Genomic DNA, 16,360 nt, shown 5'->3' with positions numbered 1-16,360 from the left:
GGTGCCCGCGGCGTCCTGGCACCGGCCCCGGTCCGCGCTCCAGTCCCCGGGACGCGGTTGGGCGCGCACCGCTCCCACCTGAGAGAATGACCCACATGGCCCCCACGACCGAGCCCGAGGTGAAGGCGACAACGTCGACCCCCGGCACAGCACGCCCCCGGGTGCTCTCCGGCATCCAGCCCACCGCCGACTCGTTCCACTTCGGCAACTACCTGGGTGCGGTGCGGCAGTGGGTGGCGCTCCAGGAGGATTTCGAGAACTTCTTCTTCATCGCTGACCTGCACGCGATCACGGTCGAGCAGGACCCGAAGGTGCTGCGTGAGCGCACTCGCCGGGCCGCCGCCCAGCTCGTTGCCGCCGGCGTCGATCCTGCGCGGTCATCGATCTTCGTGCAGAGCCAGGTCCCGGCCCACGCCCAGCTGGGGTGGGTGCTGCAGTGCTTGACCGGCTTCGGCGAGGCGCGGCGGATGACGCAGTTCAAGGACAAGTCGGCCAAGCAGGGGGAGGGGGCGGCCAGCGTCGGCCTCTTCACCTACCCGGTCCTGATGGCGGCCGACATCCTCCTCTACCGCCCGCAGTACGTCCCGGTCGGTGAGGACCAGCGTCAGCACCTTGAGCTCACCCGTGACCTCGCCCAGCGGTTCAACAGCCGCTACAAGAAGACCTTCCGTCTCCCTGAGCCGTACATCCTCAAGGAGACGGCCAAGATCGTCGACTTGGCGGACCCGACGTCGAAGATGTCGAAGTCGTCCTCGTCGCCCTCGGGCATCATCGACATGCTCGACGACCCCAAGGTCAGCGCGAAGAAGATCCGCTCGGCGGTCACCGACTCCGAGGCGGTCATCCGTTTCGACACCGCCGAGAAGCCCGGCATCAGCAACCTGCTCACGATCCATTCGGCCGTCTCGGGGGTCTCCGTGGAGACGCTGGTGGAGAAGTTCGAAGGACGCGGCTACGGCGACCTCAAGAAGGAGGTCGCCGAGGTGGTGGTCGAGTTCGTGACCCCCTTCCGGGACCGCACCTTCGAGCTCCTGGAGGAGCGGACCTACCTGGACCATATCCTCGCTGACGGCGCTGCCAAGGCCAACGAGGTGGCTGAGCGCACGCTGCGCGACGTGTACGACCGTGTCGGCTTCGCGCTGCCCGGCGGCAGGTGACCTGACCCGTGCTGACCATCGGCGTCGCGATCGCTCTTCCCGAGCCGTGGGCCACCGACCTCCAGGAGTACCGGGTCGATCTCGGCGACGACACGGCCTACAGCATCCCGACGCACATCACCCTGATCCCGCCCACCGAGGTCTCCGAGGAAGGGCTCGACGAGGTCGTCGCGCACCTGGGTCGGGTGGCCGCCGGGCAGAGTGCCTTCCGGATCCACCTGCGGGGGACCGGGACCTTTCGCCCGGTCTCACCGGTCGTCTTCGTCGCCGTCGCCGACGGCATCGCCGGCTGTGAGCAGTTGGCGATCCAGGTGCGTACGGGGCCCCTGACGATGCAGTTGGACTTCCCGTTCCATCCGCACGTGACCATCGCCCACCACCTGGACGACGCGACGCTGGACCGGGCGTACGAGGAGCTGGCGACCTTCGACTGCGCCTTCATCGCCTCGGAGTTCCACCTCTACCTGCACAGCGACTCCGAGGGCTGGGTCCCGAGTCGCACCTTCACCCTCGCCTGACCATTCAGCCGCGCGCACGCCGAAGGCCCGACTCCTGACGTGCAGGAGCCGGGCCTCGGATGGAACTGCTGGGAAGGCGTGAGCCTCAGAGGCCGTGCTTCATGGCCGTACGCAGGTCCTTGTTGAGCTGGGAGATCACGTCCATGGGGATCTCCTTGGGGCAGGCGGCGGTGCACTCGCCGATGTTGGTGCAGCCACCGAAGCCCTCGTGGTCGTGCTGGCCGACCATGGCCACGACGCGGCTGTCACGCTCGGGCTGGCCCTGCGGCAGCTCACCGAGGTGGGTGATCTTGGCGCCGAGGAAGAGCGAGGCAGAGCCGTTGGGGCAGGCCGCGACGCAGGCGCCGCAACCGATGCAGGTCGCCGCGTTGAAGGCACGCATGGCCTTGTCCCGCGGAGCCGGCACCGAGTTGGCCTCGGGAGCCGAACCGGTGTTGGCAGAGATGAAGCCACCCGACTGGATGATCCGGTCGAAGGCGGAACGGTCGACCACCAGGTCCTTGAGGACCGGGAAGGGGTCGGCACGCCACGGCTCGATCGTGATGGTGTCGCCGTCGGAGAAGGAGCGCATGTGGAGCTGGCAGGTCGTGGTGACCTCCGGCCCGTGCGCCTGGCCGTTGATCATCAACGCGCAGGTGCCGCAGATGCCCTCACGACAGTCGGAGTCGAACGCGACCGGGTCCTGACCGGCTTCGTTCAGCTGCTCGTTGAGCGTGTCCAGCATCTCGAGGAAGCTCATGTCCGGCGAGATGTCCTGGACCTGGTAGGTCTCGATGGCGCCCGCGGACGAGGCGTCCTTCTGGCGCCAGATCTTCAGGGTCAGATTCATGCTCACTTGTAGCTCCGCTGCTTCATCTCGATGGCCGTGTAGATCAGGTCTTCCTTGTGGAGGACCGGGAGACCGTCCTCGCCGCCGAACTCCCAGGCCGCGACGTACGCGAACTCCTCGTCGTGGCGCAGAGCCTCGCCGTCCTCGGTCTGCGACTCGGAGCGGAAGTGACCGCCACACGACTCGCGACGGTTGAGGGCGTCGACGCACATGAGTTCACCGAGCTCGATGAAGTCGGCCACGCGGCCGGCCTTCTCGAGGCTCTGGTTGAGGGTGTCGGCCGTGCCGAGGACCTTCAGATCGCTCCAGAACGCCTTCTTCAGGTCCTGGATGAGACCGATGGCCTTCTTGAGCCCCTCCGCGTTGCGGTCCATGCCGCAGTACTCCCACATGATGCGGCCGAGCTCCTTGTGGAAGGAGTCGGCCGAACGGGTGCCGCCGATGGAGAGGAACTGGTTGATGCGTTGGTCGACCTCGGCCTTGGCCGCGACGACCGCCGGGTGAGACTCGTCGATCTTGTTGAACGGACCGTCGGCGAGGTACTCGCGGATGGTGTTCGGCAGGACGAAGTAGCCGTCGGCCAGACCCTGCATCAGGGCCGATGCGCCGAGGCGGTTGGCCCCGTGGTCGGAGAAGTTCGCCTCACCGGTCACGAAGAGGCCCTCCACGTTGGACTGCAGGTGGTAGTCGACCCAGAGGCCGCCCATCACGTAGTGCACCGCGGGGTAGATGCGCATCGGCGTCTCGTACGGGTTCTCACCCGTGATCCGCTGGTACATGTCGAAGAGGTTGTCGTACTTCTCGCGGACGCCGTCCAGGCCGAAACGCTCGATGGCCTCGGCGAAGTCCAGGTAGACACCACGACGGACGAACTTCTCGTTGCCGTTCTCGTCGACCTCGCGCACGGCGGGGCCGACACCCTTGCCGTCGTCGCACTGGTACTTCGCAGCACGCGAGGCGATGTCGCGGGGGACCAGGTTGCCGAAGGCGGGGTAGATCCGCTCGAGGTAGTAGTCGCGGTCCTCCTCGGGGATGTCGCGCGGATCCTTCTCGGCGTCGGCCGGGTTCTTCGGGACCCAGATCCGTCCGTCGTTGCGCAGGGATTCCGACATCAGGGTCAACTTCGACTGGTGGTCGCCAGAGACCGGGATGCAGGTCGGGTGGATCTGCGTGTAGCAGGGGTTGGCCATGTAGGCACCCTTGCGGTGCGCCCGCCACGCAGCGGTGACGTTGGAGCCCATCGCGTTGGTGGACAGGTAGAAGACGTTGCCGTAGCCACCGGAGGCGAGCACGACGACGTCGGCGAGGTGGGTGGAGACCTCACCGGTGACGAGGTCGCGCGCGATGATGCCGCGCGCCTTGCCGTCGGCGACGATCAGTTCGAGCATCTCGTGGCGGGTGAACTGCTCCACCGTGCCGGCCGCGACCTGGCGCTCCATGGCCTGGTAGGCACCGATCAGCAACTGCTGACCGGTCTGGCCGCGCGCGTAGAACGTACGCGAGACCTGGACGCCACCGAAGGAACGGTTGTCGAGCAGACCGCCGTACTCGCGGGCGAAGGGGACACCCTGCGCGACGCACTGGTCGATGATGTTGGCGCTGACCTCGGCCAGGCGGTAGACGTTGTTCTCGCGGGCGCGGTAGTCGCCGCCCTTGACCGTGTCGTAGAAGAGACGGTGCGTGGAGTCGCCGTCCTCCTTGTAGTTCTTCGCTGCGTTGATGCCGCCCTGGGCAGCGATCGAGTGGGCCCGACGCGGGGAGTCCTGGTAGCAGAAGGACTTCACGTTGTAGCCGGCTTCACCGAGGGTGGCGGCTGCGGCGCCGCCGGCCAGGCCGGTGCCGACGATGATGATGTCGAGCTTGCGGCGGTTGGCGGGGTTGACCAGGCGGTTCTCGAACTTGCGGTTGACCCAGCGGTCCTTGATCGGACCGGTCGGTGCGACCGGGTCAGTCAGGGGAGTGCCGGGGGTGTAGAAGCCAGCAGCGTCGTCAGAGACCTGCACCGACGGCTGGTTGGTCTGGGTGGTTCCGTCCAGGAAAGCCATGGAGAGTCGCGGTCCTTACTTGGTGACGATGCCGAAGAGCACGGAGAGCGGGACGAGGGCGAAGCCGCCGGCGATCACGATCGCGACGACCCAGCCGACACGCTTCGCGGTCGCACGCGACTTCGCGGTGTTGGTCAGGCCCAGCGTCTGCGCTGCGCTCCACGTCCCGTGGTGGAGGTGCATGCCGAGCGCCAACATCGCGAGCAGGTAGATCACGGTCATCCACCACACGTCGAACGAGTCGACGAGCAGGTTGTACGGATCGTTGGTCGGGCCGCCGTCCGGGTTCACCTTGCCGATCGTGAAGTGCAGCAGGTGCCACACGACGAAGATGAAGATGGCCAGGCCGCCCCAGCGCATGGTGCGCGAGGAGAGCGACGAGGCGATGTTCTTCTTGACGGTGTACTTGGCGGTGCGCGCCTTGCGGGCGCGGCCCGTCAGGACGAGGGCAGACCACACGTGCGCGACCAGGGCCACCAGCAGGACGACGCGCACGATCCACAGCAGCCCCTCGTAGGGCAGCATCGGAGCGCCGAATTCGCGCAGGTGGTGCGCGTACTCGTTGAAGGCGTCATGGCCTGCGAAGACCTTGAGGTTGCCGTACATGTGGAGGATCAGGTAGCCGAGGAAGACCAGGCCACTGATTGCCATCGTGAGCTTCAGGGCGATCGTCGAACGCGTCGACCGCGATCCCTTGACAAGGGTCCGGTTGGAAAGTTGGGTTGCCACGCAGGTCACCGTATCGCCCCCGGGTCGGGTCTGTCGCAGCGGACCACCCCTTCAGAACTGTGACATATGCCCGGTTACCGGCCGGTCGCAGAATCCTGAGGGTGACCTAACTCGGGTGAATTCTGGGGGATTCCAGCGTGAAATCCCGTCCTCGGCCGTGCTGGACCTCCAGCGGTCGAGGCCCTGTGCCCGTCCGACGCAGAAGCCGAAATGGGTCTGGCATCCGACCACGGGAAGGGTCGAACTCCTGCGCCGCCTATCCTGCGAGGCATGACCTCACCGATCGACCAGATCGCGCTGTCCTCCGAGGAGGACACTGCGACCGCTGCTGACTGGGAGCGTGCGACGGCCGCCGTGCTGCGCAAGTCCCGCCGTATGAGCGAGGAGGACGCCGACGCCGGCGTCTGGGAGAAGTTGGCCCGCACCACGCTGGACGGCATCTCCGTCGCCCCCATCGGCAGCCAGACAGACCTCGAAGGCCTCACCACCTCCGGCCGTCCGACCCGCGAGGGCGACTGGGACATCCGTGTCCATGTCGTCGGACCCGACGCGAAGGCAGCCAACGAGGCACTGCTGGTCGACCTCGAGAACGGCGCCACCTCCGTGTGGGTCGAGCTCGGTGCCGGCCTGGCCACAGCTGACCTCGAGGACGTCCTCAAGGGCGTCTACACCGACCTCGCTCCGGTCATCCTCGACGCCCCCGGCGAGCGCCTGGCAGCAGCGGGCGAGCTCATCGACCTGCTCGACGGCGTCGTCCCGGCGCCCGGCACCAACCTCGGTGCCACCCCGGCGCTCGGTGGCAGCTCTGCCGACGAGGTCGTCGCGATCGCGCGCCTCGCCCTGGCCAAGGGCATCCTCGGCGTCGTCGTCGACGCCTCCAAGGTTCACGACCTCGGTGGCTCGGACGCCCAGGAGTTGGGCTACTCCATGGCGGTCGGTGTCCAGGTCCTGCGCGACCTCACCGGTGCCGGCATCTCCCTGGGTGACGCCCTCGGCCTCGTCGAGTTCCGTTACGCCGCCAGCGACGAGCAGTTTCCCACCATCGCCAAGCTGCGCGCGGCTCGTCGTCTCTGGGCCCGCGTCGCCGAGTTGAGTGGGGCAGACGAGCCCGTCGCCCAGATCCAGCACGCGGTCACCAGCCGGCCGATGATGAGCAAGTACGACCCCTACGTCAACATGCTGCGCGGGACCGTCGCAGCGTTCGCAGCCGGCGTCGGTGGGGCGGAGTCGGTCACCGTGCTGCCGTTCGACTCGACGCTGGGCCTGCCCAGCACCCTGGGCCGTCGCATCGCCCGCAACACCTCCAGCCTGCTGGTCGCCGAGTCCCACCTGGGCAAGGTCACCGACCCGGCCGGCGGTTCGTACGCCGTCGAGAAGCTAACCGATGACCTGGCTGCGGCCGGGTGGGCCGAGCTCGGTCGCATCGATGAGGTGGGAGGGGCTGACGCAGCCCTGGCCGACGGTTCGTTGCAGGGACGCATCGACGAGGTCGTCGCTGCCCGCGAGACCGAGATCGCCCACCGTCGTACGCCGATCACCGGGGTCAGTGAGTTCCCGAACCTCGCGGAGGTGCTGCCGGAGCGCGTCGCCCACCCGAGTGCCGACGCCGTACGCCGCTACGGCGCCTCCTTCGAGGCGCTGCGCGACGAGCCGGCCAATGCGCCGGTCTTCCTCGCGACGATGGGACCCATCGCGGCGCACACCGCACGCGCCACCTTCGCCGCCAACCTCTTCGCTGCCGGCGGCATCACCACGCACCCGGCCGGCGCGACAGCGGGGGTCGATGACCTCGTGGCCCGGCTGAAGGGCGAGACGGTGGCCTGCCTGGCCGGCACCGACGCCACCTACGCCGAGTGGGGAGCAGCCGCCGTCGAGGCGCTGCGCGCCGCCGGTGTCCAGCACGTCATCGTCGCCGGCAAGCCCGGCGACCTGGGGGTCGACGACTCCTGCGCGATGGGCCTCGACGCCCTCGCGTTCCTGAACCGCACGAGGGAGGCGCTCGCATGAGCATTCCGAAGAACTTCAACGGCCTCCCGCTGGCTGCCGAGGGTGTGGCGGCGGCCGCGGCACCGTCCGCCCGTGAGCCGTGGACCAGCCCGGAGGGCATCGACATTCTCGGTGTCTACGGTCCCGAGCACCTCGAGGGCCTCGACGCCCTCGACACGTGGCCCGGTCTGAGCCCGTTCCTGCGTGGGCCGTACCCGACGATGTACACCACCCAGCCGTGGACCGTGCGTCAGTACGCGGGCTTCTCCACCGCCGAGGAGTCCAACGCGTTCTACCGCCGCAACCTGGCCGCCGGCCAGAAGGGTCTCTCGGTCGCCTTCGACCTCGCCACCCACCGCGGCTACGACTCCGACCACCCGCGGGTGCGCGGCGACGTCGGCATGGCCGGTGTCGCGATCGACTCGATCTACGACACCCGCACCCTCTTCGACGGCATCCCGCTCGACGAGATGTCGGTCTCGATGACGATGAACGGCGCAGTGCTGCCGATCCTCGCGCTCTACATCGCTGCGGCCGAGGAGCAGGGCGTCAAGCCCGAGCAGCTCGCCGGGACCATCCAGAACGACATCCTCAAGGAGTTCATGGTCCGCAACACCTACATCTACCCGCCGGTGCAGTCGATGCGGATCATCTCCGACATCTTCGCCTACACCAGCCAGAAGATGCCGCGCTTCAACTCCATCTCCATCTCCGGCTACCACATGCAGGAGGCCGGAGCGACGGCTGACCTCGAGCTGGCGTACACCCTGGCCGACGGAGTGGAGTACATCCGCGCGGGCCTCGACGCCGGCCTCGACATCGACCACTTCGCGCCCCGCCTCAGCTTCTTCTGGGCGATCGGCATGAACTTCTACATGGAGGTCGCGAAGATGCGCGCCGCGCGTGCCATCTGGGCCCGCCTGGTGCGTGAGTTCAACCCGAAGAACCCCAAGTCGCTCAGCCTGCGCACGCACTCGCAGACGTCTGGGTGGTCGCTGACCGCCCAGGACGTCTTCAACAACGTCGGCCGTACGGCGATCGAGGCGATGGCTGCGACCCAGGGGCACACCCAGTCGCTGCACACGAACGCCCTCGACGAGGCGATCGCACTGCCGACCGACTTCTCCGCCCGGATCGCGCGCAACACCCAACTGCTGTTGCAGCAGGAGTCGCGCACCACCGAGATCATTGACCCGTGGGCCGGTTCCTACTACGTCGAGAAGCTCACCCACGACCTCGCCACCAAGGCCTGGGCCCACATCGTGGAGGCGGAGCAGGCCGGTGGCATGGCGAAGGCCATCGAGCAGGGCATCCCCAAGATGCGCATCGAGGAGGCCGCCGCGCGCACCCAGGCACGGATCGACTCCGGTGCGCAGCAGGTCATCGGCGTCAACACCTACCGACTGGCGACCGAGGACCAGCTCGACGTGCTGCGCGTCGACAACGACGAGGTCTACCGCGCCCAGATCGCCAAGCTGGAGCGGCTGCGCGCCGAGCGCAACCAGGACGAGGTCGACGCCGCGCTGGACGCGCTCACCCAGTCGGCCGAGCGCGGTGCCACCGGTGGCGGCTCGCTCGAGGGCAACCTGCTCGCGCTGGCCGTCGACGCGGCCCGGGCCAAGGCCACCGTGGGCGAGATCTCGGACGCGCTGGAGAAGGTGTACGGCCGTCACCAAGCGGTGATCCGTACGATCTCGGGTGTGTACCGCGACACTGCAGCCGACGCCGGCGACGCCAAGCTCGACCAGGTCCTCGCCGCCACCGCGGAGTTCGAGGAGGCCGAGGGGCGCCGTCCGCGGATTCTGGTCGCCAAGATGGGCCAGGACGGTCACGACCGCGGCCAGAAGGTCGTCGTCTCGGCCTTCGCCGACATGGGCTTCACCGTCGACGTCGGTCCGCTCTTCTCGACGCCCGAGGAGGTCGCCCAGCAGGCGATCGACGCCGATGTCCACCTCGTGGGCGTCTCCTCGCTGGCCGCGGGTCACCTGACCCTGCTGCCCGCGTTGAAGAAGGCGCTCGAGGACCAGGGCCGTCCCGACATCATGATCGTCATCGGTGGGGTCATCCCGCCCGACGACGTCGAGACCCTCAAGCAGATGGGTGCGGCCGCTGTCTTCCCGCCCGGCACCGTGATCGCCGATTCGGCGCTGGATCTCCTGGCCAAGCTCCGTACGGCCTGAGACGAGACGCGGCCACCATGGCAACGCCTGACGTCGAAGCCCTCTTCGACGGGATTCGTACCGGTCAGCGCGCCGCAGTCTCCCGAGCGATCACGCTCGTGGAGTCGCGGCGCGCTGACCACCGCGAGGCAGCCCGAGACCTGCTGACCCGCCTCGCCGATGCCTCCACGGGAGATCCTGCGGTCCGTGTCGGCATCTCCGGTGTGCCCGGGGTCGGCAAGTCGACCTTCATCGAGGGGCTCGGCACCCACCTGACTGCGCAGGGGTTCCGGGTCGGCGTGCTGGCGGTGGACCCCTCCAGCGTGCGTACGGGCGGGTCGGTGCTGGGTGACAAGACCCGGATGCCCGGGCTGGCGGTCGACCCGAATGCCTTCATCCGTCCTTCGCCCTCAGCCGGGACCCTGGGTGGCGTCGCCGCAGCGACATCGCAGGCGATGAGCGTCCTGGAGGGTGCCGGGTACGACGTCGTCCTCGTCGAGACCGTGGGGGTCGGGCAGTCCGAGATCACCGTCGCCGGCATGGTCGACACCTTCCTCTTCCTCACCCTGGCCCGCACCGGCGACCAGTTGCAAGGGATCAAGAAGGGCATCCTCGAGATCGCCGACGTGATTGCGGTCAACAAGGCCGACGCGGAGGGTGCCGGGGGAGTGGACCGTGCGGCCGAGGCGCGGGGCGCGGCCCGCGAGCTCGCCGGTGCGATGCGCATGGTGCGTGGCCCGAAGGAGTGGGCGCCGCCCGTCGTCACCTGCTCCGGCCTCACCGGTGTCGGGGTGGACGAGGTCTGGAGCAAGGTCTTGGCGCACCGGGAGCACCTGGGCGCCGACGGCCTGCTCACCAAGCGAGCCCAGCAGCAGTTGGACTTCACCTGGACGCTGGTGCGAGACCAACTGATTGATCGGCTGCGACGTTCCGAGGCAGTGGCCGCAATCCGGGACGAGGTCTCCGGTGAGGTGCTCACCGGGCGGCTCAGCGCACCGGCCGCCGCCGACCAGATCCTTGCGGCGTACGACGCGGGCTGAGACACGCGCTCAGGTGCTGTCCGCGACCTCGTCGCCCGGGTGGCCTCGGCGTCGGCCGGTCAGCTCTCGTCGTTGTCGATGCACTCGGACTCCACGCTCACCAGGACGCCGCTCGCGCGGACGAAGACGGTTCCCGAGACCGTCCCGGTGGAGAAGCTCAACGCCTCGTCACGGGGGGTCAACTCCCAACCGCGCTCATCGATCAGTGCCTGGGCGGCTTCCAGAGACGCCTCGTGGTCGGACACCGCGATGCCGTCGATCGACTCCAGGCTGTACTTGACCTTGTTCCACTCGTTGCCGCCCAGTCCGCCACACGGCACCTCGGTGGTGTCGGAGAGCCCGTCCTCGACGTCGGGAGCAGCGGCCGCCAGTACGTCGCGCACCACGTCCTCCACCTGGGCGCGGGCCTCGGCCTGGGTCAGGTCGTCTCCCCCGTCCGTACTGCCGCCGGCGCTGCACGCGGCCAGCGGAAGAGCCATGGCGGCACACATCAGTCCCAGTGATCGACGCACGCGCTTTCTTCCTCTCGGTCCCACCCCCGGGCGAGGAGCCGCCCCATTCCCCTGACGTGCCCTCGATCCTCGCGCCAACATCGCAGTCGGCGGGGGCATGTGCACATGCTGGGACTCCTCGTCCGACGCTTCGGGCGGAGGGAGACATCGACCGGCACTAGACTGGGCTGTGATGTCCTCTCCAGTTTCATATCCAGCGCCTGTCGATGCGACGACGGTGGTGACTGCCGTGCTCGGATTCGCAGAGGCTGAGTTGCTGGCATTCCGCCGGGACCTGCACGCCCACCCCGAGCTCTCCTGGCAGGAGGCGCGTACGACCGAGCAGGTGGCGCTCCGTCTCGAGGCCCTCGGCATGCGCGTGCGCAGGTTGCCGCGCAGTGGCCTGATCGCAGAGGTCGGCGATTCCGGACCGGTGGTTGCCCTGCGCGGAGACCTCGATGCGCTGCCGGTCCAGGACCTCACCACCGATCCGTGGGTCTCGACCGTCCCGGGTGTGAGTCATGCCTGCGGGCACGACGTGCACACCACGGCCCTGCTGGGTGCGGGGATGGCGTTGGCCGCCGTCCACGACGCGGGCCTGCTGGCGGGCCGCGTACGCCTGCTCTTCCAGCCCGCGGAGGAAGTGATGCCCGGCGGCGCGCTCGACCTGGTCTCGCTGGGGGCGCTCGACGACGTCAGCCACGTCTTCGGGTTGCACTGCGACCCCAGCATCGACGTCGGTCAGGTCGGACTGCGTGAAGGTCCCCTGACCGGGGCCGCCGACCTCCTGCGGATCGAACTGCTGGGCAAGGGTGGCCACACCTCCAGACCCCACCTCACCCAGGACCTGACCTTCGCCCTCGGCAAGCTGGTCACCGAGTTGCCGGCGATCCTCTCGCGTCGTCTGGACCCGCGCGCCGGTGCCAGCGTCGTGTGGGGCATGCTCCATGCCGGTTCGGCACCCAACGTCATCCCGTCAACCGGCAACCTGACCGGCACCGTACGCATGCTCGACGCCGTCGCGTGGGCAGAGGCGGAGGTCCTGGTGCGGCAGTTGGTGCGCCAGATCGTCGACCCGTACGGCATCGTCGCCGAGATCACCTACCAACGCGGCGTGCCGCCGGTCGTCAACGACCACCGATCGACCGGCCTGTTGGCCAAGGCCGTCGAGTCGGTGGTGGGTCAGGTGGGCCACGTCCCCACCCAGCAGAGTCTGGGCGGCGAGGACTTCGGCTGGTACCTGGCGCAGGTCCCGGGCGCCATGGGGCGTCTGGGCACCCGCACCCCCGGCGGGCCGACGTACGACCTCCACCAGGGCGACCTCCGTGTCGACGAGGCTGCGTTGCGGATCGGCGCGGAGGTTCTCGCCCAGGCGGCAGTCGAGGCGCTGAACGCCCACCAACCTGCACGGTAGGGTCCGGCACCGACTCACGTCGTACGGAAAGGGAACCCCAGATGGACGTCCGCGAGGAACCGTGGCCCACCCTGCGCGCCCGCGCCGTCGACATCTCCCGACGGGCCCACAGTCCGTACTCGGGCTACGCCGTCGGAGCAGCGGCGCTGGTCGATGACGGACGGACGGTCGTCGGGTGCAACGTGGAGAACGCCAGCTTCGGACTGACCCTCTGCGCGGAGTGCGGACTCGTCTCCCACCTGCATGCCACGGGCGGGGGCCGGTTGACGCACTTCGTGTGCGTGGACGCCGGCGGCGAGGTGATCATGCCGTGTGGGCGTTGTCGCCAACTCCTGTGGGAGGCGGGTGGGGCCGATCTGATGGTGTGGACCGTGACGGGTGTGCTCCCCATGACCGACGTTCTGCCGCAGGCGTTCACTCCTGATGGCCTGGGCCGGATGTGACCCGTCATGACGCGGTGGAGGTCATCACCACCAAGCGTGACGGCCATGCACTCTCCAGGAGCCAGATCGACTGGGTCATCGACGGCTACACCCGGGGAGAAGTAGCGCACGAGCAGATGTCCGCCCTGACGATGGCGATCCTGCTCAACGGGATGGAGCGGGACGAGATCGCTCACTGGACGGCCGCGATGATCGCTTCGGGGGAGCGACTCGACCTCTCCGGGGTGGGCCGTCCGACGGCCGACAAGCACTCGACCGGCGGCGTGGGTGACAAGGTCACGCTCCCGTTGGCGCCTCTCGTGGCCGCCTGCGGGGTGGCCGTCCCGCAGCTGGCGGGCCGGGGGCTCGGTCACACCGGTGGCACCCTCGACAAGCTCGAGTCGATCCCCGGATGGCGCGCCACGCTGTCACCCCGCGAGATCCGAGGTCAGCTGGAACAGGTCGGGGCCGTGGTGTGCGCCGCCGGTGACGATCTCGTCCCGGCCGACAAGAAGTTGTACGCCCTGCGCGACGTCACCGCGACCGTGGAGGCCATACCGCTCCTGGCCTCCTCCATCATGAGCAAGAAGATCGCTGGCGGTGCCGGCGCCCTGGTGCTGGACGTCAAGGTGGGCAGCGGCGCCTTCCTGCGGGAGACGGACCAGGCCCACGAACTCGCCAGGACGATGGTCGAGCTCGGAACCGACGCAGGGGTCGAGACCGTCGCACTGATCACGGACATGTCGACCCCGCTGGGGTTCACGGCCGGCAACGCGATCGAGGTCGCCGAGGCGGTCGAGGTGCTGGCCGGTGGAGGCCCCGCAGACGTGGTCGAACTGACCCTCACCCTGGCGCGGGAGATGCTCGCCCAGGTCGGGATGACCGGCGTGGACCCGGCCGACAGGTTGGCAGACGGCTCCGCCATGGACGTGTGGCGACGGATGATTCGCGCGCAGGGGGGCGACCCGGAGGCCTCCCTGCCCACGGCGAAGGAGTCGTACGTCATCACTGCAGGAGAGACCGGGGTGCTGGCGCGTCTGGACGCCCGCGCTGTCGGGGTGGCCGCGTGGCGACTGGGCGCCGGTCGCGAACGGCAGGGGCAAGCGGTCCAGTCCAGTGCGGGGGTGGTGTGGCACGCACGCCCGGGGGACCGGGTGACCCAGGGGCAGCCTCTCTTCACCCTGCTGAGCGAGGATCCGTGGAGATTCGATCGCGCGATGGAGGCCCTCGCGGCGGGGTGGCACGTGGGCGAGCGAGCCGATCACCTCGACACGCCACTCATTCATGCCCGCATCGGGACCTGATCCAGTCCTCCCCACGACCCGCGACTCACCTCACGGTGCCCGGTGACGTGAGCGCGCTCACCTACTAGGGTGCCAACGGGAATTCGTCAATCCCGCATTTCGCGCAGGGTCGGCGTCGTATCCTCGCCGAAACGAAGCTGGACCATTTTGAGGGAGACGTGGCATGAGCCGAGGACGCCGCACAGAAGAGAACAAGCGTGGTCTGACATCGACCGTGCTGGTGGTGGCGTTGGTTGCTGCGGTCGCAGGTGTCGGGTGGGTTGCCTTCCGCCCCGACAGTGCGGGCAGCGCCGACTGCGACGGACAGCGCAAGGTCATGGTCAGCGTGGTCCCGTCCATGCAGATGGCGATGGAGAAGGCCCTCGAGGACCTGAAGGCCGACGACGAGTGCTTCCCCGCAGAGATGCGTACGGAGTCGCCGGCCGACGTCGAGGACTCGTTCTTCAACGGTGGGCGTCCCGACCTGTGGGTCGCCGACACGACGGCCCGGGTGGACCGACTCGCCTCGATCGGCATCAACACCACGACCCTCACCCCCTCGCTGGCGGTGACCCCGATCGGCCTGATCGGCGGCAAGGCCGGGGAGCGGCCTGCTTCCTGGGTGGATGCCCTGGAGGCCGAGTCCATCAGCCTCGGTGACCCGGAGCGCGACAGCGCCACGGCCATGGCACTGATCGCCCCGGTCATGGAGAGCAAGACAACGAAGGCGCCCGCCGACCGCGCCAAGGCATCCGTCGTGACGGCCGCCCAGTCCTACGGCCAGCGTGCCGTCGAGGGCGACGCCGAGAAGACAGACATGAAGCAGATCGGCGCCACCTTCAGCCGCCTCGTGCCCGTCACGGAGCAGGAGCTCCTGACTCGGGGCAACGGCAACAACAACATCGCCGACCTCACCCCCACCACGGGAGCACCCACCCTGAACTTCCCGCTGGTGAAGGCCAACGGTGGAGCCCCGGACACGGACACGGTGGCATCTGCTCTGCGCGACTGGTTCTCGTCGCAGACCGGCCGGGTGGCCCTGGCGGAGACGGGCATGCGTCCCGCTGACGGTTCCGCCCTGGAAGGTCGCGGCATGTCCTCGGCCAAGCTCCTCACCGAGGTGCCGGGCCAGGAGTTCAACGAGCTGCTCGGCGCGTTCGGCGTCTTCAGCGTGCCGTCCAGCGTGCTCGCCGTGTTCGACGTCTCCGGCAGCATGAACTTCCCCGTCAACGCCAAGGAGTCCCGTATGGACCTGGCCGAGGAGACAGCACGCACCGCCCTCGAGAACTTCAACGAGAACACCCGCCTGGGTGTCTGGGCCTTCTCGATCGATCAGGGCGGCAAGGGCAAGGACTACGTCGAGCTCGGCCCGCTGAAGCGCCTCAACCAGAACACGAAGGGCATGACCCACAAGAAGTTCATGGAGAAGCAGATCGACGTGATGGTGGGCCTGGTGGGTGGTGGAACCGGTCTGTACGACACCACGCTGGCTGCCTACGCCAAGGCGGTGGAGGAGTACGACCGCAACTACTACAACACCGTGGTCATCTTCGGTGACGGCGCCAACGACGACCCGGGCTCGATCTCCATGTCGAAACTGTTGTCCGAGCTGGAGAAGCTCAGGGACCCGAACCGTCCGGTGCGCATCATCGGCATCGGCATCTCCGAGGACGCGGACAATGAAGCACTGGAGAAGATCGCCCTGGCGACCGGCGGTCGCGCCTACAAGGCGACCGACCCGCAGGACGTCCTGGACGTGACGGTCAGCGCCATCTCGCAGCGCTGATCCCGACCACAGTCAGAGCCCCGGACCCGTATGGGCCCGGGGCTCTGCTCGTCTCCGAACGTTCTCGCTGTCACGGCGAGACCCCCCGATTTCACACGACCCACCAGTGCTGCTACTGTTCCTCTTGTCGCCGCGAGGGACGCCCTCCCGGGCCAGAAGGTCCGGATCAGGGGGAGTCAGAGTCGTGGCGGCCACCAGGTGCCCTCGGTCAAGTTGACGAGGGGGCCGAGACCAAGTAACTTTGGTCAGGTCGACACGCCATCAAGGCGGGGCCGGGACTCAGAACGAAGTGAGTTCCATGCGGTCTCGCGGTTCTTGGCGCGGTCACCACGGAGAGAAGAACCGGATTTGGTTTCGGTTTGGTCTTCGGATAGGTTTCACCAGGCGCCGCAGCTGGCTCGGAAGAGTTGGCACGGTTATGCGTTTGATCCTTGAGAACTCAACAGTGTGTCATAGTCGACGAATTAGTTTAATTGCCCTGTCGGCATGCTTTTCGGAGTG

The 16,360-nt window shown here is 68.1% G+C and carries 13 protein-coding genes; 9 read left to right on the top strand and 4 right to left on the bottom strand.

The features are described from left to right. Positions 1-95 precede the first annotated feature (95 nt). Both trpS and DNK52_RS08965 read left to right on the top strand, forming a co-directional pair. Positions 96-1,157, top strand: coding sequence for a tryptophan--tRNA ligase (gene trpS, locus DNK52_RS08970; RefSeq protein ID WP_110240681.1), 1,062 nt, complete (start codon positions 96-98; stop codon positions 1,155-1,157). 8 nt (positions 1,158-1,165) lie between these two features. Next, positions 1,166-1,675 carry a 2'-5' RNA ligase family protein gene (locus DNK52_RS08965; protein ID WP_110240680.1) on the top strand — a complete coding sequence of 170 codons (510 nt, stop codon included), beginning with the start codon at positions 1,166-1,168 and terminating at the stop codon, positions 1,673-1,675. Positions 1,676-1,760: 85 nt separating this feature from the next. Here DNK52_RS08965 and DNK52_RS08960 read toward each other — a convergent pair whose 3' ends face one another. Genes DNK52_RS08960 through DNK52_RS08950 form a run of 3 tightly spaced genes read right to left on the bottom strand, consistent with a single transcriptional unit; the run spans position 1,761 to position 5,278 of the window. Next, positions 1,761-2,504, bottom strand: a complete 744-nt coding sequence (locus DNK52_RS08960; RefSeq protein ID WP_110240679.1) for a succinate dehydrogenase/fumarate reductase iron-sulfur subunit — start codon at positions 2,502-2,504, stop codon at positions 1,761-1,763. 2 nt (positions 2,505-2,506) lie between these two features. Next, complete coding sequence (locus tag DNK52_RS08955) at positions 2,507-4,549, bottom strand: fumarate reductase/succinate dehydrogenase flavoprotein subunit (protein ID WP_110240678.1); 2,043 nt, start codon at positions 4,547-4,549, stop codon at positions 2,507-2,509. A 15-nt stretch (positions 4,550-4,564) separates the two neighbouring features. After that, positions 4,565-5,278, bottom strand: a complete 714-nt coding sequence (locus tag DNK52_RS08950; protein ID WP_239455474.1) for a succinate dehydrogenase cytochrome b subunit — start codon at positions 5,276-5,278, stop codon at positions 4,565-4,567. A gap of 270 nt (positions 5,279-5,548) precedes the next feature. Here DNK52_RS08950 and DNK52_RS08945 point away from each other — a divergent pair, with 270 nt between their 5' ends. Genes DNK52_RS08945 through meaB form a run of 3 tightly spaced genes read left to right on the top strand, consistent with a single transcriptional unit; the run spans position 5,549 to position 10,463 of the window. After that, complete coding sequence (locus DNK52_RS08945; RefSeq protein ID WP_110240677.1) at positions 5,549-7,285, top strand: methylmalonyl-CoA mutase family protein; 1,737 nt, start codon at positions 5,549-5,551, stop codon at positions 7,283-7,285. Next, on the top strand, positions 7,282-9,444 hold the full coding sequence (gene scpA / locus DNK52_RS08940) for a methylmalonyl-CoA mutase (protein ID WP_110240676.1): 2,163 nt from the start codon (positions 7,282-7,284) through the stop codon (positions 9,442-9,444). Before DNK52_RS08945 ends, scpA begins: the two co-directional genes overlap by 4 nt. A 17-nt stretch (positions 9,445-9,461) precedes the next feature. Continuing rightward, the gene (gene meaB / locus DNK52_RS08935) at positions 9,462-10,463 is read left to right on the top strand and encodes a methylmalonyl Co-A mutase-associated GTPase MeaB (RefSeq protein ID WP_110240675.1); all 1,002 of its coding nucleotides are present in this window, start codon (positions 9,462-9,464) and stop codon (positions 10,461-10,463) included. Positions 10,464-10,522: 59 nt separating this feature from the next. Here meaB and DNK52_RS08930 read toward each other — a convergent pair whose 3' ends face one another. Beyond that, positions 10,523-10,975, bottom strand: a complete 453-nt coding sequence (locus tag DNK52_RS08930) for a hypothetical protein (RefSeq protein ID WP_162598703.1) — start codon at positions 10,973-10,975, stop codon at positions 10,523-10,525. Positions 10,976-11,147: 172 nt separating this feature from the next. On the opposite strand from DNK52_RS08930, the gene DNK52_RS08925 reads away from it, so the two are divergent. The 4 genes from DNK52_RS08925 (at position 11,148) to DNK52_RS08910 (ending at position 15,859) form a co-directional block, all read left to right on the top strand. Beyond that, positions 11,148-12,368 (top strand): amidohydrolase, encoded by a 1,221-nt coding sequence (locus tag DNK52_RS08925; protein ID WP_110240673.1) that lies wholly within the window; start codon positions 11,148-11,150, stop codon positions 12,366-12,368. Positions 12,369-12,409: 41 nt separating this feature from the next. After that, positions 12,410-12,811, top strand: a complete 402-nt coding sequence (locus DNK52_RS08920) for a cytidine deaminase (RefSeq protein ID WP_110240672.1) — start codon at positions 12,410-12,412, stop codon at positions 12,809-12,811. Beyond that, on the top strand, positions 12,808-14,094 hold the full coding sequence (locus DNK52_RS08915) for a thymidine phosphorylase (RefSeq protein ID WP_110240671.1): 1,287 nt from the start codon (positions 12,808-12,810) through the stop codon (positions 14,092-14,094). Before DNK52_RS08920 ends, DNK52_RS08915 begins: the two co-directional genes overlap by 4 nt. 163 nt (positions 14,095-14,257) lie before the next feature. Then, positions 14,258-15,859, top strand: coding sequence for a vWA domain-containing protein (locus DNK52_RS08910; RefSeq protein ID WP_110240670.1), 1,602 nt, complete (start codon positions 14,258-14,260; stop codon positions 15,857-15,859). Positions 15,860-16,360: the final 501 nt, after the last annotated feature.

This window comes from Nocardioides gilvus, from assembly GCF_003194605.1.
Classification (GTDB): Bacteria; Actinomycetota; Actinomycetes; order Propionibacteriales; family Nocardioidaceae; genus Nocardioides; species Nocardioides gilvus.
The sequence above is the reverse complement of the archived record's forward strand: the minus strand, read 5'-3'. Positions and strand labels throughout refer to the sequence as shown.